Raw genomic sequence first — 18,554 nt, forward strand, 5'->3', positions numbered from 1 at the left:
GATGGCAGACCGAACCCTCCACGGAACCGGTGCCACGCCGCGCTCCGGCCTCGGTACTGTCGTCTGGTACGACCCAGAAGTCACGCTCCCCGACCCCGAGGACGTGACCGTCGACCGCGACGCCGAGAGCGAGCAGTTCGCTGCCGCCGTCGAGACGGCCCGCGCCGAACTCGAAGCCGAACGCGCGGCGACCGCCGACCGCGTCGGCGAGGACGAGGCCGCCGTCTTCGACGCGCACATTCAGTTCCTCGAAGACCCGACCATCGAGGACGCTGTCGAGACGAGCATCGCTGACGGCCTGCCCGCCGCGAACGCCGTCGACAACGCCTTCGGCGAGCACATCGAGCAGTTCGAGGGGATGGACGGCCGGATGGCCGAGCGAGCGGACGACCTCCGGGACGTCCGTGACCGCCTCCTGCGAGTGTTGACCGACAGCGAGCGTGTCAACCTCGGACAGGTTCCCGAGGGCAGCGTCGTCCTCGCTGAACGGCTGACGCCCAGCGACACGGCGCAACTGGACCCCGACACGGTCGCCGGATTCGCGACCGTGACCGGTGGTCGGACCTCCCACGCGGCCATCTTCGCCCGGTCGCTCGCGCTGCCGGCCATCGTCGGCGTCGGTGATGCGCTCGACGACGTCGCGGGGGGGACCGAAGTCGTCGTCGACGGTGACGCCGGCACGCTACTGGTCGGCCCCGACGAGGACGAACGTGAGGCGGCGGCCGCCGATACCGGTGCTGCAGTCGTCGACGAAGCCGTCGAGACGACCGATGGGCACCACGTCGAAGTCGCGGCGAACGTCGGTCGACCCGAGGAGTTGTCGGCCGCTGCCGACCGCGGGGCCGACGGCGTCGGCCTGTTCCGGACCGAGTTCCTCTTCCTCGACCGAGAGTCGCCCCCCTCGGAGGACGAGCAGTACGAGGCCGTCCGCGACGCGCTGGACACGTTCCCCGACGGACGCGTCGTCGTACGCACGCTCGACATCGGTGGCGACAAGCGTATCCCGTATCTCGACCTCCCCGAGGAGGAGAACCCCTTCCTCGGCGAGCGGGGAATTCGTCGCTCGCTGGACCCGGACTCGGGCCTCTTTGCGACCCAACTCCGGGCACTCCTGCGGGCGGCGGCCGACGGCGCCGGCGAACTGAACGTCATGTTCCCGCTGGTCGCCACCGTCGAGGAACTGGAAGCGGCGCTCGACGCCGTCGACTCGGCGGCCGCGGACCTCGACGACCGGGGCGTCGCCTACGAGCGGCCGTCGCTGGGCGTGATGATAGAGACGCCCGGCGCCGTGTTCGTGGCCGACGAACTCGCGGCGCGCGTCGACTTCCTCTCCATCGGGACGAACGACCTCACGCAGTACGTGATGGCCGCCGACCGCGAGAACGAGCGCGTCGGCGACCTACACGACCCGACCTACCCCGGCGTCGTGCGGGCCATTCACCGAACGGTAGCACGGGCCCACGCGGCAGACGCGTGGGTCGGGATGTGCGGTGAGATGGCCGGCGACCCCGACCTGACGGAACTGCTCGTCGGTCTCGGGTTGGACGAACTCAGCATGAGCGCCGTCACCATCCCCGACGTGAAGACCGAAGTCAGCGAGACCGAGTACAGCACCGCGAGCGAGCGTGCCGACAACGCTCGCCTCGCCGCAACGCGCAGTGCAGTCCAGACCATCATTCAAGACACATGAAATTCGTCGCAGTAACCGCGTGCCCGACAGGCATCGCACACAGCCAGATGGCAGCAGAGAACTTAGAACAGACCGCAGCCGAACAGGGTCACGACATCGAAGTCGAGATTCAGGGTGCCATGGGTGCGGAGAACGAACTCTCCGCGGCCGACATCGAAGCGGCCGACGCCGCCATCATCGCGGCCGACACGTCCGTCAACCGCGACCGCTTCGAGGACGCGAACGTCCCCGTCGTCAAGGGGACCGTCAAGGACGCCGTCAACGACGTCGAGGGCCTGCTCGAAGCGGCCGTCGAGACCGCTGGCGGTGACGCCGAGAGAGACACGTCCGAGACGAGCGGCGCGAGCGAGGCCGACGACACCACCGAGCCCCAGCGTCGCCGCGGTGGCGACCGCTCGAAGAGCCTCGCCAACCGACTGAAGCGCCTGTTCACGTAAGTTACCGATCCGTCACGGCCAGCGCACCGTCCGCGGAGCTCTGGCGGGACAGTGACAGACAGTCCACACGTACCCACCAAACCGATGCAGTACCTCACCGACTCACCACTCGTTCGCAACGACAAGACGATCGTACTGGCACACGACCACGGCCTCGAACACGGGCCGAAGCAGTTCAGCGGCGTCGAGGAGCGCCTCGACCCCGCGAAGTGTTCGAGATGGCGACCCACGACGCCGTCACGGCGCTGGCGGTCGGCAAAGGACTCGCAGAGACCTACTACCCCAGCTACGAGGACGACGTGAACCTCCTCGCGAAGCTCAACGGCGGCTCGGACCTCTGGATGGGCGAACCCTACTCGCCCCACAACTGGTCGGTCGAGTACGCCGCCGAACTGGGCGCCGACGCCATCGGCTACACCATCTACCCCGGCGTGAACAAAGAGCCCGAGATGTTCGAGGACTTCCGGCCGGTTCAGGAGGCGGCCCGCGACCACGACCTCCCAATCGCGATGTGGTCGTACCCGCGCGGACAGGCCGTCAAGGAACACCGGAGCCGCGACATCATCGCCTACGCCGCCCGCATCGGCCTCGAACTGGGCGCTGACTTCACGAAGGTGAAATACCCCGGAGCAAGGACGCGATGGCCCACGCCGTCGACGCCGCCGCCGACAACCGCGTCCTGCTCTCCGGTGGCTCGAAAACGTCGGACCGCGACTTCCTCGAACTCGTCGCCGACTGCATGGACGTCGGCGTCTCGGGCTGGCCGTCGGCCGCAACGTCTGGCAGCGTGACGACCCATACGACATCCTCGATAAGTTAGAAGGGGTCGTCTTCGAGGAAGCGGCCGTCGAAGACGTGCTGTAAGCACGAGTAGCCACCGAGCCTGAGGGCGTCGAAGTCGCATCGAACCGTCCGCTATCAAACCAACGTGAGAACGTTGCTTTCACTGAATGCCGTTCTCAGGGAGAACCTCCCTCGAACGAGTCAGGAATCGGGTTTGTCGGTTGTACGGGGAAATTAAACACGGTTGTGATTTTTCGTCCGACGGGAACTCACCATCCACCGAATTGATACTTGCTAACTTAGGCAGTATATGTATATCCGACAGCTGATGGCTGGTTTCCGGAGTTTGATTTCGAGAGACCCCGACAGGGAAGTCGAGGTCTCATCTTTCGACCTGTATTCCTTTTCCAAAATACAGAAATCGGGATAGCAACACGTCGTAACCAACACGAGATGGGAACTGGTCCGAAGTGTTGGGGAAGAAGTCGCACGACGGTGTCTGGAGTTCTCGAACTGGCTTGACCGTGAACGTGTCTGGATCGCTAGCTAGAGCGTCGCAATTCGGCTCTGCCGTCGGGGATGCCGACCGAGTGAGCTGGGTGATGAGCGCGTCTCGAACGGTCCGTCGAGGGACGGTGGTCTCGTGCCAGCCCAGCCAGTCGTCGAAGTACCGCTTCTGGAACCGCTCGCCGGCGCAGAAAAAACGGACCTCATCTCGACGCCCGTTAGGATCTTGGCTCCGTCGTGCTACAGTCCCCAAAAGAACGCGATGCCGGCCGTCGTGACGACGGTCAGGATGAGTTGGAGCGGCGCACCGACGCGCGCGAAGTCGGTGAATTTGTACCCGCCAGGCCCATAGACCATGAGGTTCGTCTGGTAACCGACCGGACTGAGCAGCGGCGTGCTGGCGGCGAACGTCACCGCGAGGGCGAACGCGAAAGCGTTGACGCCGAGTTGCCCCGCGACCTCGACGGCGATCGGGAGCATCAACACGACGCTGGCGTTGTTGCTCACCATCTCCGTGATGATCGCGGTGCCGAGATAGAACGCCGCGAGCATCGCGATTGGTGACAACACGGCGCTCCCGGCGACGATCCCCGTCGCGATGAGGTCCGCCGTCCCGGACGCCTCGAACGCGATACCCAGGGGAATGACGCCCGCGAGCAGGAATATGACGTCCCAGTCGACGGCCTCGTAAGCGTCCGCGGGACGGAGGATGCCTGAAAACAGCATCGCCACGACACCGGCAAGGGCGCTGACCATGATGGGGAGGTACTCGAGGGCGGCCAGCCCGACGACGCCGGCGACGATGCCCAGCGCGATGGGAATCTGCCGCCGGTCGAACTCCTCCCAGCGCCCGTCACTGGAGACGACGATATTGTTGTCTGCCCGAAGTCGGTCGAGAACGTCCTCGCTCGTCTGGACGAGCAACACGTCACCGCCCTGCAGGCGCACGTCCCGGAGACGCTGGCGAATCACTTCGTTCCCCCGTCGGACGGCAAGCACGGTCGCGTCGTAATCGCGCTCGAATCCGGCGACGCCGTTCCGTCTGTTCAACCACGCCCCGGGGAGCAACACGACCTCCGTGAGCGAGGTTTCCACGTTGGCATCATCTGCTTCCGCGTTGCCGTCCCCTTCGTCTTCGTTTTCATCGTTCTCATCAGCCGTCGGGTTGGCGTCGGCTGCTGCCGGTGGCTGGTTCCACGCGTGGTGTTCCGGCACGAATCCTTCGGGGAGCGATTCGTGCCCGTCGTCTGCGGCGTCGAGGAGTTCCGGCAGGAGATCGAGGTGGTCGTCCCCGATGACCTGTTCGAGCGTCTCCTGGCTCGCTCTCACGGAGAGGATGTCGCCGGCGCGGATCCGCTCGCTCGGGAGGCCGCGGACGATGCTGCGGCCGTTGCGCACGATCTGGAACACGTCCAAGTCGAGGTCACCGCGTCGCAGCTCTCGCACCTGCGACCCGACGAGATCGGAGTCTTCGTGCACGACGACGTCGGTTAGGTAGTCGGCCATCCCGAACTGGTCTGTGGGGGATCCCTCGGCGGTGATCCGGGCCGGTGTGAGGTATCGCCCCACGGTCAGTAGATAGACGAGACCGACGGCCAGTACGACGGCCCCCAGTTGCGTGAACTCGAACAGTGAGAACGGTTCGCCGGTCGGACCGATCTGCGCCCAGATATCGCTCGCAAGCAGGTTTGTCGATGTTCCGATGACGGTGAGCGTCCCGCCCATCATCGACGCGAACGACAGCGGAATCAGCAGCTTCGACGGCGAGGTCCCGGTCTTCCGGGCGAGGTTCATGACGGCGGGGATGAGTACTGCGACGATGGGCGTGTTGTTGACGAAGCCCGCCGACGGACCGGACAGTCCGACCGTCGCGAGGAGCTGTCGGAATTCACTGTCGCCCGCGAACGACTCCATCTTCTGGGTGAGGATCTGGATGACGCCGGTCTGTCGAACGCCCTCGCTGAGGATGAACATCGCCAGCACAGTGAGCGTCGCCGGGTTCGAGAACCCTGACACGCCTTCCTCTGGGGAGACGCCCGTCCAGGGACCGAGGAGGATCAGCGCGACCATCAACGCGATGGCAGTCGTGTCGATCGAGACCGGTTGGAGAACGAACAGGACGAGCGCGACGGCGACGACGGCAAGCACGACAAACACGTCGGGAGAAACAGGCAGCGCTACCGGGAGTTGCTGGAGGAATGTCGGTGTCGCCAGTGCGAGATCGTGTAGTACCTTCGTCACCGAATCAACTGTGTATGGGTTCTAGTGGGGCCCACATAGTAGTAGGTTCTCGTCGCTCCGTCGCCGAACGCAGGTGGCGTCCATCGACACGACGAGGGACGTGCCGTGGGGGCTGCTTCGTAACTGTTCGCCGTAGCGGCCGGTAGTGACATGCCCGATTCCGTTCTGCTCCCGGTTGACGGCAGCGAACACGCAGCCACATTCGTCCATCACGCGGCCGAGGTCGCACAGTGAACTGCGGCGATCTAGGTGCTATTCGATCTCGAGACTACCTGAGCCGCCCGCAGCGTCCTCGCTGTGTTCGTCCCACTCGAGTTCGAACTCGATGCTCAGCTCTCCAGGGCCATCGACCGGCCCTTCGCGTTCGGCTTTGACTTCGAACGTTGGCCGTGCCGGGGGATCCATCGTGACGGACTCTGACCCTGCCTTCAGCGTGATCGAACCTCCCTGTTCGAGCTTTTCGGCGACGTTCCGGAGGTACGACGCGATTTCGTCCCGGCTCTGGGAACTCTCGGATTTGAACAAGACATCTTCAGGCATACACTCTCACCTACACTCCCTACTCGGATAAGTGGTCCTCTCAATCTTACAACGGGAATCCGTCGGCTAAGCCAGATGGGTGATTTCCTCAGGCTCCACCAGTCGACCTCGTAGGTACCCGGTGTACCGAGGATTTTCACCCGTTCCGACCCGGCAGGCAGGTCGCTCGTGGACGGTCTCCGCCGGGGACTGCGATGGCCGAGGCCGTCGACGTCGTCGCGCCCGCCGATAGTCCCCACGACAACTGGACGCTGGAGGCGGTGGTCGACAGCGAGAGCGTGCCGCCTGCCGTCTGTCGGGAGCTGGCGCTCACCGGGCTGACGCTTCGGCCGACGCCGCGGCAGGGCCGGTTCACGGTCGTGGTGGCGACGGTCTAACCAACACTCGCGGGGTTCGGGCCCGCATGTTGGTTAGCGGGCGGCTGTGCATCCGAACCGTAGGGAGCTTTTCTAGCGGTGTGAGTGTACGTCCGCCCACTCAAGCAGTGTCCTCGACGCCGTCCCGACCGAGCGAATCGAACGTGCCGCGCCCGAAGTCGAACGATGGGTTGCGGTCGCCACGGTCCTGCTGTATAGCGTCGGCGACGTCGCAACGACACATCTGTCACTCTCGCCCGGTAGCTGTCTCGACGTACAGGAGTCATAGAACAGTTCCCAAGAAGATTGATCTCGGGGCTGTTGGGGTGAATCACCTGCTCAGTAGGTGTGTGAACTGAAGCGTACCGAACGCTCAATAACAGCGGCGCTGATGTCAGCGTATGAATGAGTACATCCGCCCCCACCGAGACAGTGCGGCGTTGCTCACCATCGACACGCAAAATGACTTCACGTTGGCCGGTGCCCCTGCTGAAATCGATGGGACTGGTGAGGCGGTGCCACAGATGCAACGGCTCGTCGAACTGTTCCGTACCCGGCAGGCTCCAATCGTCCACGTCGTCCGGTTGTACGAAGCAGACGGCTCGAACGTCGACCGGTGCAGACGAGCGGATATCGAAGCCGGAGCGGCTATCGTTCGACCCGGGACTGATGGCGCGGAGCTAGTCGCTGAGTTGAAACCCTCGACAGACATGCGCCTCGACGCAGACCGGCTGTTGAACGGCGATTTTCAGGAATTCGGGCCCAACGAACACGTGATGTACAAGCCTCGCTGGAGCGCATTCCATCGAACGGATCTAACCGACTTTCTCGATACTCGCTCAGTAGACACCATCGTCGTGTGTGGCTGTAACTTCCCGAACTGCCCGCGAACGACGATCTACGAGGCGAGCGAACGTGATTACCGAATCGTCTTCGTTCCCGACGCGACATCCGGAGTGTACGAACGAGGGGTACGGGAACTGGAGGACATCGGAGTCGCCGTCAAAGAGACTGAGGACATCGTCGATTGGATGACAGAGTAGTATGCGGTAACCCGGTCCGAACGAGACGTCCCTGCCCTGTACTGAGCCGCTGCCCGTTCTTCGTCGGCGTCGACGCCACGCACTACCGGGACCGCCACGAAAGCGCCGTCGCCGTGGTGCCGCGTGACGCTTCGTCTGTCGACGATGCTGAAGTGTTCCGGCTCGACGAAACGCCTTGTGAAGCGCCCGGTGAGTGGTGTGAGCATGTCCGACAAACGCGTGGCTGGGACGGCGGGCCGCACGGGCTATTCGTGACGTGGTTCCGTTTCCGTGAACCGCCCCGGGGTCAGATCCCGAGGCGAGTCACAGTTGGTAGACGACCGCTTCGTACGGTCGGAACTCGTGACCGGTGGGGTCGGATGGGGTATCGTCGTAGTTGCTGACGACAACGTTCGCGTCGGCGGTCGGGACCGACGGACAGTCGAAGGTCGAACACTCGTCCGACCAGTTGAGGACGACCAGCGTCGTCTCGTTTTCGAGCGTCCGCGTGTAGGCGTAGAACTGGTCGTGGTCGGGCAACAGCAGGTCGTAGTCGCCGTACACCAGTACGTCCTCGCTGTGGCGGAGATCGATGAGCGTCTCGTAGTGGTGCCAGATGGAGTCAGTGTCGGCCAACGCCGATGCAACATTGATCTCGTCGGAGTTGTCGTTGACGTCGAACCAAGGGTCGTCGGCAGTGAAGCCGGCGTTCTTGGAGTCGTCCCACTGCATCGGCGTACGGGCGTGGTCGCGGCTCTGATAGTCGACGAGGTCCCGGACCTCCTCGTAGGAGTCGACGACACCGTCCGCAATGAGATCCTCGACGATACCGACGGTCATCGGATCGTCGATCGCTTCGAGGCTGTCGAACTCGGTGTTCGTCATCCCGATTTCCTCGCCCTGATAGATATAAGGGGTGCCTCGAAGCGTCAACAGGAAGGTTGCGATGAGCGTCGCACTCTCTGTGCGGTAGGTCTCGTCGTCGCCAAAGTGCGAGACGAGACGAGGTTGGTCGTGGTTCCCGAAGAACAGAGAGGGCCAGTCGATCACGTCCTGTTGCTGGCTGATAACTTCCTTGAGGTCCGTGAGTTCCCACTCGCCGAACTGTGTCGGGTCCCACCGTCCGTTCGGCCCGACGCTGACACCCATGTGATCGAACTGGAAGATCATGTCGACCCCGTCTTCACCGGTGTAGTCGTCGACTTGCTCGATGTCCGCGCCGCCCATCTCACCGACGGTCATGGTGTCGTAGCCCTCGAACGCCGCCGAGAGTTCGTCAAGATACTCGGGGAGGCGAGGGCCGTGGCTGAAGTGCTCTATCCCGACAATCGGCGAATCCGGGTCCCCGTCGGGGTAGCTGTCAGATTTCGAGAGGTGGTCGATGGCGTCGAGGCGGAAGCCGTCGATGCCCTTCTCCAGCCACCACGTGACAGCCTCCGTGACGGCGTCTCGGACCTCGGGGTTGCGCCAGTTGAGATCGGGCTGTTCGGGGTCGAAGAGATGGAGGTACCATTGGCCCCGTTCGTCATCGTAGGTCCAGGCGGGACCGCCGAAAATCGACTCCCAGTTGTTCGGGGGCTCGCTGGGGGTACCGTCCACCCAGTGATAGTAGTCGTCGTAGCCGTCCTCGCGACGACGGGACTGCTGGAACCACTCGTGTTGCTTGGAGGTGTGGTTCACAACCAGATCCATGATGAGGCGGATGTCGCGCTCGTGGAGCGCATACAGGAGGGCCTCCCAGTCGGCCATCGTTCCGAACTCGTCCATAATCGAGCGGTAGTCGCTGATGTCGTAGCCGTTGTCGGCGTTCGGCGACTCGTACACTGGGCACAACCAGACGACGTCGACGCCGAGGTCGTCGAGATAGTCCGCTTTCTCGGTGATACCTTGTAGGTCACCGACGCCGTCGCCATCGCTGTCGTTGAAACTGCGCGGGTAGATCTGGTAGACGACTGCCTCCTTCCACCACTGTCTGTCGATGTCTGTGCGTCGTGTCTGTGAAGCGTGTTGAGTCATTGTCGTGGTCGGGTGTTTCGTCTACGTGTGGCGTTACGGGGTGAGATAGACGCGAGCTTCGTACGGGCCGAGTTCGAACGACGGCCGCGGCGTCGTCGGGACGTCGGCGTTCGCGATGGCCAGTTCGAGTCCGTCGAGCTCGACGCCTTCGGGCACCTCGAACTCGACTGGCTCGGCTTCGAAGTTGAGTACCACGAGGCCGCGCTCCTCATCGAGCGTGCGCGTGTAGGCGAAGACGGAAGGATCCTCGGGACAGAGGAGAGAGAACTCGCCGTAGACGAGGACATCGTGCTCTTCGCGGAGTTCGATGAGGTCGCGGTAGTAGTGCCAGACGGAGTCCTCGTTCGCGCGGGCGCGTTCGACGTTGACCGTCTCGTAGTTCGAGTTGCAGTCGATCCACGGCTCTCCGTCGGTGAATCCGGCGTGCTCGGAGTCGTCCCACTGCATCGGCGTGCGAGCGTTGTCCCGCCCCACGTACTCGATGGCGTCCCGGACGTCGTCGTAGGACGCTGCGTCCCCGTCTTCGATAGCCTCCTCGACGAAGTTCAGCGCCTCGACGTCCCGGAGTTCCTCGGGAGACGCGAACTCAGCGTTGGTCATCCCGAGTTCCTCGCCTTGGTAGATGAAGGGAGTTCCCTGGAGTGTGTGCGTGAGCGTTCCGAGCAGTTTCGCACTCTCCGTACGGTACTCGCCATCGTCGCCGAAGCGAGAAACCATCCGAGGCTGATCGTGGTTGTTGAGGTAGAGACTGTTCCACCCGTCGTCCGCGAGGCCGTTCTGCCACTTCGAGAGGATTTCTTTGAACTCGACGAGCGACCAGTCGCCGGCGTCCCACTTGTGCTCGTCGTGGTCGAGCGTAACGTGTTCAAACTGGAACACCATCGAGAGACCGTCGCCGTCTGGACCGACGTACTGCCGGGCGTCGCCGACGCGGGCGCCGGGCGTCTCCCCGACGGTCAGGAGCGAGTCGTCCGAGAGCACCTCGTCGTTCATCTCCTGGAGGTAGTTGTGGACGTTCGGGCCGTTGATGAAGTGTTTTGCACCGGTCTGCCCCGATTCTGCGTCGCCGTCGGGCAGGCCCTCCGTCTTCGAGATCAGGTTGATGACGTCCATCCGGAACCCGTCGATGCCCTGCGAGAGCCACCAGTTCATCATCTCGTAGACGGACTCGCGGACGTCGGGATTGCGCCAGTTCAGGTCCGGTTGTTCCTCGTCGAATAGGTGGAGGTACCATTGGCCGCGGGTCTCGTCGTACGCCCACGCGGGCCCGCCAAAGACCGACTCCCAGTTGTTGGGTGCGACCTCGTCGGCGGGGCCGTCGGCGGTGTCGTAGTCGGCCTCCTGGGCCGGCCGGCCGTCGCGCCAGATGTAGTAGTCCTCGAACGCCCCCTCGCGCCGACGGGACTGCTGGAACCACTCGTGTTCGTCTGACGTATGGTTGACGACCAGGTCCATGATGAGGCGGATGTCGCGCTCGTGGAGTGCGTCGAGGAGTTCTCGCCAATCGTCCATGTCGCCGTAGGCGTGGTGTATCGAGCGGTAGTCGCTGATGTCGTAGCCGTTGTCCGCTTGCGGGGACTCGTAGACGGGACAGAGCCAGACGGCGTCGACATCGAGAGCATCGAGATAGTCGACTTTCTCGATGATACCCCGGAGATCACCGATGCCATCGCCGTCGCTGTCGTTGAACGATCGGGGATAAATCTGGTAGACGACTGCCTCGTTCCACCACTGTCTGTCGGCTTCTTCGTGGGTTATTGACTGGCTCATACCGCACCATGGGCGTCTACACCCTCGGATCTGGTGCGCACGTCGGGCGTGCGTACCGTGGTTGGTCGGTACTCATGGGCCGGTTTCGGTACGTTTCGGGGCCGATCGACGGTCTGTTTCGATAGCATTGGTAGATAGGTATCGAGTTTTTCTGCGCTGCTGGCCGTGTGTCCCTCATCATCGTCCCCCCACTTAAAGATTAGAATCTTGAAGAACCACTTCTACCAGAACTTTAATTGTACCGGGGGTAACAACTGCAGATGGAATATGGTGAATAATAACGGACGTGAGTCATTCTCACGGCGGCGGTTCGTAGAGATGATCAGTGCGGCAGGCCTTACTGCGGGGCTGGCGGGCTGTGGCGGCCGGCAGGCGACACAGAACGGGAACTCGACCGACCACAGCAGCGTCGACGACTCGGCGCCCACCGTCGAGCTAGACGACGAGACGCTCGCGCTGATACAGGAACTCGCATACGTGACGAACCAGACGCTCCCGGTGTTGCCCCTGCAGGAGAAGCTGGCTCAGTCGTTCCAGACGACCGACAACTGGAACGTCCCCTCGAAGGACAGTTCGAAGATGCAGACCTACTGGCCGACCGACTGGCTGCCTCGGGAGGGCGAGTGGACGGCCTCCGGTGACGTCGAGCGGTTGACGCTGGCCCAGTGGGCCGTCCCGTCGGATTCACAGTACAACCCGTGGAACACCAAGAACTTCGCCGAACCGCGTAGGACGCTCTTCGACCGGTTCATGAAGTACAACCTCGACTCCCAGGAGTACACGGGCTATCTGATCTCCGACTGGGCACTCGACGGGCAGACGTTCACCCTGACCGTCCGTGAGGGGCAGACCTGGCACGACGGATCGCCGGCCACCGCGACGGATGTGGCCAACCAGATCAAACTCGACATCTATAACGGCGGCAATCTCGGCGAATTCGTCGCACCCGAGGACAAGGGCGCTGTCGCCGACCGCGTCACCGCCAGCGACGAGCGGACTGTCGAACTGTCGCTGGCCGGGCCGGTCAACGAGGACATCCTGCTAGCGTATCTGCAGCCGAAGTATCTCGCGGCCCACGAGGGTACCTACGGCGAGTTCGTGACGCGACTCGACGAGGCCGGTTCGGACAAAGAGCGTTCTGTCATTATCGGCGAGCTGTCGAGTAAGACTGTCCCGGACCCCATCGGCTGCGGTCCGTTCAAGTTCGAGAACGCAGACAGCCAGCGCACACTGGTCTCGAAGTTCGAGGACCACCCCGATGCGGGCAACATCAACTTCCCCGAAATAGAGTACCTCTACAAGCCGTCGAACCAGAGCCGCTGGAACGGCCTCATCAACAACGAGACCGACGGGTCGGCCACGCTGTTCATGCCTCGGAACAAACTGAACCAGCTCCCCGACTCCGTCCAGACAACGCTTATTCCGCGCCACTGGGGACTCGGTCTCCTGTTCAACCACGAGCGCGAGCCGGTAAACGACGTGCGCGTCCGCAAGGCCATCGCTCACGTCATCAACCGCGAGTCGGTCGCGAAGAACTCCGGTGCCGGCACCCGCTCGAAGATCGCGGTCACGTACCCCAGCGGCCTCACCAGCGAGTTCAGCGATCAGGTCGAAGGGACGTGGCTGAAAGGCGTCACCGACAAGTTCGAGACGTACGGTCGGGCCGAGTCCCAGACCGAGAAGGCCGCGGCGCTCCTAGAAGACGCCGGCTACGAGAAGCAAAACGGCACGTGGCAGAAGGGCGGCGAGCCGCTCCACATCCCGATCAAGGGCCCCTCCGGGTTCTCCGACTGGGTCGCCGGCGCCCAGACGGCCGTCTCCCAGCTCAAGGATTTCGGTATCAAGGCCGAGTCCGTGATGAAGGACAGCTCCACCTACTGGGGGAAAGACTACTCCAACGGGGACTTCGTCGTCGGCCTGCAGGGCTGGGCGTCGTACAACCAGTCGTACCCGTACTTCCACTACAAGTTCCTGTACGACAGCCACAGCGCGAAGAACTACTGGAACTCCCCCAGCGAGTTCGAATCGCCGGTGTTACACGACGACCTGCGTGACGGCGAGAGCGTCGCACCGGCCGACCTCGTTGCGCAACTCTCGACGGGCAATAACTAACGATAGATGAGCTACATACTGAAACGTCTGGGCCGGTCGGTGCTCACCGTCTTCGTGGTGGTCTCGGCCAGTTTCGGTCTCGTCCGTCTGCTCCCGGGTGGGCCCCTCGACTACTTGCGGGCCCAGATGATCCAGCAAGGTGGCGGCGATCTCTCGGCGGCCGAGATCAACCGGCGCATCGCCGCACAGACCAACATCGCCGTCGACGAGCCAGTGTACGTCCAGTACGTCGACTACATGACCTCCATCGTGCAGGGAGACTTCGGTCGATCTATCTGGTACGAGGAGCCCGTCGCGAGCGTTATCGGCCCGGCCATCCCGTGGACCGTGTTCCTGACAGCGTCAGCGCTGTTCTTGACGTTCACCGTCGGGGTCTCGCTCGGTGCGTTCATGGCCTACAAGGAAGGGTCGACCTTCGACGTCACTAGCACGGGCGTCGGTCTCGTGCTCAACTCCACGCCCAGTTACGTGGTCGCGCTGCTACTCATCGCCTTCCTGGGCTATCAGTTCCAGTTGTTCCCGACCGGCGGGCGCTACGCCTCCGAGTTGACGCCGGGACTCAACGTCCCGTTCCTGATGAGCGTGCTGTACCACGGAATTTTGCCCATCCTGTCGATGGCCGTCGTCGGCTTCGGCGGTTGGGCGCTCTCGATGCGTGGCAACAGCATCCGTGTGCTGGGTGAGGACTACCTCCGGGTCGCTCGTTTGCGCGGACTCCCCACGCGGCGCATCGCCATCCGGTACGTCGCGCGCAACGCCATTCTGCCGATGTACACGGGCCTGATGATCGCCATCGGGACCGTCTTCGGCGGCGCGGTAATCATCGAAAACATCTTCGCGTATCCGGGCGTGGGGTTCTACCTCATCCAGGCCATCAACGCCCGCGACTACCCGCTGATGATGGGCGGGTTCATCCTTATCACGGTCGCGATGGTCGTCGGCATCACTATCGCGGACCTGACCTATGGATGGCTCGACCCGCGGGCCAGCGGAGGTGAGTCCCGTGAAGCGTACTGACGACACCGAGCTGTCCGACGAGCGGGACCCGCTCGTCGACGCCGTGGATGCCGACGCGGACACCGACGTCGATCTGGACGAACAGGCCATCACCGGCCGCGCCTGCGAAGAACCGGTCGCCACCGACGGCGGGACGGCCGCCTCGGAATTCGACGCCGTCGCCGACGCATCGCTAACCGACACCGAGCGCCGCCGCCAGTGGATCGAAGAGAGCTTGCTGGCGCCGGCTCGTATCGTCTGGGACGACTGGCGTGCCCGGACCGGGCTGGTCATCGTGTCGCTGTACCTGCTGATGGGGACGGTCGGTCCGCTCGTCGTCGCCAAGCCCAGCCCCAACCAGGGTCCGCTGCTGGTCGGCGCGTTCCGGTCGCTTTCGTACCCGCTCGGGACGACCGCTTCGGGGACGAGCATCCTCTCACAGATCGTCCACGCCACGCCGTCGATGCTGCTCATGATCGCCTCGGGCGCGGTGTTCACGGCCGTCCTCGGGACAACGCTGGGCACCCTCGCCGGCTACAAGGGCGGCCGCATCGACAGCGCTCTGATGACTATCTCGGACGTGATGATGACGATTCCCGGACTGCCGCTGACCATCGTGCTGGCGGCCGCCCTCCAGATCAAGGGTAACCCGGCCGTCATCGGCGTGCTCATCACGGTGAACGCGTGGGCAGGGCTGGCACGGGCCATCCGCTCGCAAGTCCTGACCCTGCGCGACGCCGAGTACGTCGAGGCGTCGCGCATCATGGGGATGGACACGTCGACCATCGTGGTCGGCGACATCGTCCCAAACCTGATGCCCTACATCACGATGAACTTCGTCCAGCAGGCCCGAGCGGTCATCTTCGGGTCGGTGGGTCTGTACTTCCTGGGCGTGCTGCCGTACAATAACGTCAACTGGGGTGTGATGATGAACGCGGCCGTGAACCGTGCGGGTGCGACCTCGTCGATGGCCGCGTTCCACTGGCTGTTGCTGCCGATGTTGACCATCATCGTCCTCGGGCTGGGACTGACGCTGCTGGCCCAGGGCGCCGACCGGATATTCAACCCGCGGGTCCGTGCCCGCCACGCCGAGACCGTCGGCGGCGGTGACAGCGAGGACGACTCGACGGCGACCACTGGAGGACTGTGACCATGCCACGAGAGAGACACGAAACCGGGCGCGACGCGTCGGACCCCATCGTGGAGGTCCGGAACGTCAGCGTCACGTACGACCTGGAGAACCGCGACGCGATGGTACTGGACGACGTGAGTATCGACCTCCGACGGGGCGAGATACTCGGTGTCGTCGGCGAGTCAGGCTCGGGCAAGTCGATGCTGGCCAACGCGATGATGGATGCCGTTGAGGAACCCGGTATCACCACCGGCGAAGTCCGGTACTACCCCGAGTCCGACGCCGCCCCGGTCAACGTGCTCGACCTCTCCGACGAGGAACTGCGGGCGCTGCGTTGGGAGGAGATCTCGATGGTGTTCCAGGGCGCGCTCTCCTCGTTCAACCCCACGATGACGATCCGGGGGCACTTCGAGGAGACGCTGAGAGCGCACGACTACGACGTTGAAGAAGGGATGGAGCGAGCCTGCGAACTGCTGTCTGACCTGTACCTCGACCCCGATCGGGTGCTGGACTCGTATTCGCATGAACTGTCGGGCGGGATGAGCCAGCGTGCGCTCATCGCACTGAGCCTGATCCTCGAACCCGAGGTACTGTTGATGGACGAACCGACGGCAGCGCTGGACCTGCTGATGCAGCGCTCGATTCTCAGCCTGCTCGACGACATCAAGCAGAAATACGACCTCTCGATACTGTTCATCACGCACGACCTCCCGTTGGTGGCGGGGCTGGCCGACCGACTGGCGATCCTCTACGCCTTCGAACTGGCGGAGGTCGGGTCTACTGAGCAGGTCGTCAGCAACTCACAGCACCCGTACACGCGGGCGCTGCTGAAGGCAGTACCCAACCTGGACGCCCCGCTCTCGACGATGCAGCCCATCGAGGGGACAGCACCGAATCCGGCCCACGCACCGAACGGCTGTCACTACGCGCCGCGGTGTCCGCTCGCGACCGAGGAGTGCCATCAGGAGCAACCGCCGTGGTTCGACGTGGCCGACGACCAGCGGACGGCCTGTTTCCACCACGACGAGGCCGAGGAGGCCGTCGCGCTGGAACCGGGGGTGGTCGACGCATGAGCGGGCATGCGAGTTCGCCAGTCGGGCGGTCCGCTACCGGGACCGACGACGTGGTGATGAGCTTAGAGAACGTCTCGGTTCACTTCGACGAGAAACAGGGGATCGTCGACTCGCTGTTCAACGAACCCCGCCGCGTGAAGGCCGTCAACGACGTCTCCATCGACATCCCCGAGAACGACGTGCTCGCGCTGGTCGGCGAATCGGGCTGTGGGAAGACGACACTGGGCAAGACCATCATCGGTGTCCAGCGCCCCACCGAGGGGAGCGTCTCCTACCGCGGTCAGGACGTCTGGGACGCCAAGGACGGCGTCGGTGACGTGGCGATTCCCCACGGGGACATCCGAAAGGCCCTGCAGATGATCCATCAAGACCCCGGGGCAGCACTGAATCCCAACCGGAAGGTGCTGACCTCGCTGGAGGCGCCGCTGGAACGCTGGGACCCGGAGATGTCCACCGAGGACCGCCGGGCGCGTATCTTCGCGCTTCTGGACCGTGTCGGCATGGAACCCCCGCAGGACTACGCGCATCGCTATCCCCACCAGTTATCGGGCGGGGAGCAACAGCGGGTCGCGCTGGTCCGGACGCTGTTGATGAACCCGGACGTTATCCTCGCAGACGAGGCGGTTTCGGCGCTGGACGTCTCGCTGCGAGTGGAGACGATGGACCTGCTCCTGGAACTGCAAGCGCAGTTCAACACGTCGTTCGTGTTCATCTCGCACACGCTGTCGAACGCGCGCTACCTCGCGGAGAAGGCCGGCGGGCGAATCGGCATCATGTACCTCGGCGAGATCGTCGAGATCGGTCCGCCCGACGAAGTGCTGAACGACCCGCAACACCCCTACTCGAAGGTGCTGCGGTGGGCGACCGCCGATCTGGACCCGAGCGAGCAGGAGATGGTCGATCCGCCGGTCCGCTCGATAGACATCCCGGACCCCGTCGACCCACCGTCAGGATGTGGATTCCACACGCGCTGTCCGGAGGCCCGAGAGGCGTGCAAACACTCGGCCCCGGACCTCGATGCTGAGAACGCCGCGCCGGGCGCCCGCTGTGTGGCCTGTCACCGCACGGACCCGAACCACGAGTACTGGAACAGTGAGCCACTGGCGGGCACCGAGGACACGACGACGCCCGACGTCGAAGGTGACGGCCGATGAGGCCCGTTTGGCAGGCGTTCTTCGGTACGAGTGTGACACTGCTGGGCGTGCTGGCGCTGGCGATGCCGTTCGTCGAACCGGGGACCGCGACTTTCGCTGTCACACTCCTGAGCGCGGCCATGCTCGGCGTGGTCGGTCTGGGATCGGCTGCGTTCCTCCACTACGACTGGGACCCATTCGAGGAACTGTTCGACGGGACGACGGGCGGGCACCAATGACCGCGCTGGTCGTCGTCGAGGACGTGGACCGCGACCGATCGTTACTGGATTCCGCACGCGAATTCGCCGTCGGCGCCGAGACCGCCCTCGTGGTCGTGGCGCTCGCGACACCCGAGGAGTACGACGAGGCCGCGTCGACGCTCGAAGCGATCGGTGACGCCGAGCACACGAGTTACGACGAGGGTGCGGTTCTCGAAGCAGTCTCGGGAGCGACGGCTGACCTCGCAGCCGAGATACTCGGCGACACTGTCGAGTACGAGGTCCATCCGCTGGTCGAAGACGAGCGCGACCAAGCGAACGCGATACTCGGCGCCGCTGAGCGAACCGGCTGTGACCACGTCTTCGTCCCCGGATACAAACGCTCTCCGACCGGCAAATCGGTGTTCGGGGACCGGACTCAACAGGTCCTCCTGAACTTCGACGGCTATGTGACCGTCTCGATGGATTGAGATACTCCCCGCGCTGAAGGAGGCCGAGGCTTTCGCCTCGAATCTTCCGTAACGGCGG

General features: G+C 63.8%; 16 protein-coding genes and 2 pseudogenes. 12 read left to right on the forward strand and 6 right to left on the reverse strand.

The window, feature by feature from the left end; translation table 11 throughout:
• The first annotated feature begins 1 nt into the window (after window position 1).
• From ptsP to G9465_RS18905, 3 genes and pseudogenes are all read left to right on the forward strand, one after another.
• On the forward strand, window positions 2-1,690 hold the full coding sequence (ptsP, locus tag G9465_RS18895) for a phosphoenolpyruvate--protein phosphotransferase (protein ID WP_166973171.1): 1,689 nt from the start codon (window positions 2-4) through the stop codon (window positions 1,688-1,690).
• Window positions 1,687-2,127 (forward strand): PTS fructose transporter subunit IIB, encoded by a 441-nt coding sequence (locus tag G9465_RS18900; RefSeq protein WP_166973173.1) that lies wholly within the window; start codon window positions 1,687-1,689, stop codon window positions 2,125-2,127. Before ptsP ends, G9465_RS18900 begins: the two co-directional genes overlap by 4 nt.
• An 84-nt stretch (window positions 2,128-2,211) precedes the next feature.
• A pseudogene (locus G9465_RS18905) lies at window positions 2,212-2,991 on the forward strand (class I fructose-bisphosphate aldolase).
• Between the two features lie 412 nt (window positions 2,992-3,403).
• Here G9465_RS18905 and G9465_RS25725 read toward each other — a convergent pair.
• The 3 genes and pseudogenes from G9465_RS25725 to G9465_RS18920 form a co-directional block, all read right to left on the reverse strand.
• A pseudogene (locus G9465_RS25725) lies at window positions 3,404-3,601 on the reverse strand (hypothetical protein); the annotation flags it as partial.
• 56 nt (window positions 3,602-3,657) lie between these two features.
• Window positions 3,658-5,658 (reverse strand): SLC13 family permease, encoded by a 2,001-nt coding sequence (locus tag G9465_RS18915; protein WP_193571756.1) that lies wholly within the window; start codon window positions 5,656-5,658, stop codon window positions 3,658-3,660.
• A 252-nt stretch (window positions 5,659-5,910) separates the two neighbouring features.
• Window positions 5,911-6,198 (reverse strand): amphi-Trp domain-containing protein, encoded by a 288-nt coding sequence (locus G9465_RS18920; RefSeq protein WP_166973175.1) that lies wholly within the window; start codon window positions 6,196-6,198, stop codon window positions 5,911-5,913.
• A 194-nt stretch (window positions 6,199-6,392) separates the two neighbouring features.
• On the opposite strand from G9465_RS18920, the gene G9465_RS18925 reads away from it, so the two are divergent.
• The gene (locus G9465_RS18925) at window positions 6,393-6,575 is read left to right on the forward strand and encodes a hypothetical protein (protein WP_166973177.1); all 183 of its coding nucleotides are present in this window, start codon (window positions 6,393-6,395) and stop codon (window positions 6,573-6,575) included.
• A gap of 100 nt (window positions 6,576-6,675) precedes the next feature.
• Here G9465_RS18925 and G9465_RS26135 read toward each other — a convergent pair whose 3' ends face one another.
• Window positions 6,676-6,798, reverse strand: coding sequence for a hypothetical protein (locus G9465_RS26135; RefSeq protein WP_255491990.1), 123 nt, complete (start codon window positions 6,796-6,798; stop codon window positions 6,676-6,678).
• 157 nt (window positions 6,799-6,955) lie between these two features.
• Here G9465_RS26135 and G9465_RS18930 point away from each other — a divergent pair, with 157 nt between their 5' ends.
• On the forward strand, window positions 6,956-7,597 hold the full coding sequence (locus tag G9465_RS18930) for a cysteine hydrolase family protein (RefSeq protein ID WP_166973179.1): 642 nt from the start codon (window positions 6,956-6,958) through the stop codon (window positions 7,595-7,597).
• A gap of 303 nt (window positions 7,598-7,900) precedes the next feature.
• Here G9465_RS18930 and G9465_RS18935 read toward each other — a convergent pair whose 3' ends face one another.
• On the reverse strand, window positions 7,901-9,592 hold the full coding sequence (locus tag G9465_RS18935) for an alpha-glucosidase (protein ID WP_166973181.1): 1,692 nt from the start codon (window positions 9,590-9,592) through the stop codon (window positions 7,901-7,903).
• 33 nt (window positions 9,593-9,625) lie between these two features.
• Window positions 9,626-11,362 carry an alpha-glucosidase gene (locus G9465_RS18940; RefSeq protein WP_166973183.1) on the reverse strand — a complete coding sequence of 579 codons (1,737 nt, stop codon included), beginning with the start codon at window positions 11,360-11,362 and terminating at the stop codon, window positions 9,626-9,628.
• A 318-nt stretch (window positions 11,363-11,680) separates the two neighbouring features.
• Here G9465_RS18940 and G9465_RS18945 point away from each other — a divergent pair, with 318 nt between their 5' ends.
• From G9465_RS18945 to G9465_RS18975, 7 genes are read left to right on the forward strand one after another with little or no spacing between them, the layout of a single operon-like run.
• Window positions 11,681-13,474: an ABC transporter substrate-binding protein gene (locus G9465_RS18945; RefSeq protein WP_227015800.1), complete on the forward strand. Its 1,794-nt coding sequence runs from the start codon at window positions 11,681-11,683 to the stop codon at window positions 13,472-13,474.
• A 6-nt stretch (window positions 13,475-13,480) separates the two neighbouring features.
• On the forward strand, window positions 13,481-14,491 hold the full coding sequence (locus G9465_RS18950) for an ABC transporter permease (protein ID WP_166973187.1): 1,011 nt from the start codon (window positions 13,481-13,483) through the stop codon (window positions 14,489-14,491).
• Complete coding sequence (locus tag G9465_RS18955; RefSeq protein WP_227015801.1) at window positions 14,478-15,620, forward strand: ABC transporter permease; 1,143 nt, start codon at window positions 14,478-14,480, stop codon at window positions 15,618-15,620. The genes G9465_RS18950 and G9465_RS18955 overlap by 14 nt, the downstream gene beginning before the upstream one ends.
• A 2-nt stretch (window positions 15,621-15,622) precedes the next feature.
• A complete protein-coding gene (locus tag G9465_RS18960) occupies window positions 15,623-16,675 on the forward strand; it encodes an ABC transporter ATP-binding protein (protein ID WP_166973191.1) in 1,053 nt (350 codons plus the stop codon).
• Entirely contained in the window at window positions 16,672-17,829 is a 1,158-nt protein-coding gene (locus G9465_RS18965) for an ABC transporter ATP-binding protein (protein ID WP_166973193.1), read from the forward strand. The genes G9465_RS18960 and G9465_RS18965 overlap by 4 nt, the downstream gene beginning before the upstream one ends.
• Window positions 17,826-18,047, forward strand: coding sequence for a hypothetical protein (locus G9465_RS18970; RefSeq protein ID WP_166973195.1), 222 nt, complete (start codon window positions 17,826-17,828; stop codon window positions 18,045-18,047). Before G9465_RS18965 ends, G9465_RS18970 begins: the two co-directional genes overlap by 4 nt.
• Window positions 18,044-18,496: a universal stress protein gene (locus G9465_RS18975; RefSeq protein WP_166973197.1), complete on the forward strand. Its 453-nt coding sequence runs from the start codon at window positions 18,044-18,046 to the stop codon at window positions 18,494-18,496. Before G9465_RS18970 ends, G9465_RS18975 begins: the two co-directional genes overlap by 4 nt.
• Window positions 18,497-18,554 lie beyond the last annotated feature (58 nt).

The sequence above is a fragment of the Haloarcula sp. JP-L23 genome (genome assembly GCF_011602445.1).
GTDB lineage: Archaea > Halobacteriota > Halobacteria > Halobacteriales > Haloarculaceae > Haloarcula > Haloarcula pellucida.

Bases quoted from the DNA above. Each gene is read 5' to 3' on its own strand.
- G9465_RS18970 (WP_166973195.1), top strand. From the start codon at position 17,826: ATGAGGCCCGTTTGGCAGGCGTTCTTCGGTACGAGTGTGACACTGCTG.
- G9465_RS18920 (WP_166973175.1), bottom strand. From the start codon at position 6,198: ATGCCTGAAGATGTCTTGTTCAAATCCGAGAGTTCCCAGAGCCGGGAC.
- G9465_RS18940 (WP_166973183.1), bottom strand. From the start codon at position 11,362: ATGAGCCAGTCAATAACCCACGAAGAAGCCGACAGACAGTGGTGGAAC.
- G9465_RS18935 (WP_166973181.1), bottom strand. From the start codon at position 9,592: ATGACTCAACACGCTTCACAGACACGACGCACAGACATCGACAGACAG.
- G9465_RS18975 (WP_166973197.1), top strand. From the start codon at position 18,044: ATGACCGCGCTGGTCGTCGTCGAGGACGTGGACCGCGACCGATCGTTA.
- G9465_RS18950 (WP_166973187.1), top strand. From the start codon at position 13,481: ATGAGCTACATACTGAAACGTCTGGGCCGGTCGGTGCTCACCGTCTTC.
- G9465_RS18945 (WP_227015800.1), top strand. From the start codon at position 11,681: ATGATCAGTGCGGCAGGCCTTACTGCGGGGCTGGCGGGCTGTGGCGGC.
- G9465_RS26135 (WP_255491990.1), bottom strand. From the start codon at position 6,798: ATGTGTCGTTGCGACGTCGCCGACGCTATACAGCAGGACCGTGGCGAC.
- ptsP (WP_166973171.1), top strand. From the start codon at position 2: ATGGCAGACCGAACCCTCCACGGAACCGGTGCCACGCCGCGCTCCGGC.
- G9465_RS18960 (WP_166973191.1), top strand. From the start codon at position 15,623: ATGCCACGAGAGAGACACGAAACCGGGCGCGACGCGTCGGACCCCATC.
- G9465_RS18930 (WP_166973179.1), top strand. From the start codon at position 6,956: ATGAATGAGTACATCCGCCCCCACCGAGACAGTGCGGCGTTGCTCACC.
- G9465_RS18965 (WP_166973193.1), top strand. From the start codon at position 16,672: ATGAGCGGGCATGCGAGTTCGCCAGTCGGGCGGTCCGCTACCGGGACC.
- G9465_RS18925 (WP_166973177.1), top strand. From the start codon at position 6,393: ATGGCCGAGGCCGTCGACGTCGTCGCGCCCGCCGATAGTCCCCACGAC.
- G9465_RS18900 (WP_166973173.1), top strand. From the start codon at position 1,687: ATGAAATTCGTCGCAGTAACCGCGTGCCCGACAGGCATCGCACACAGC.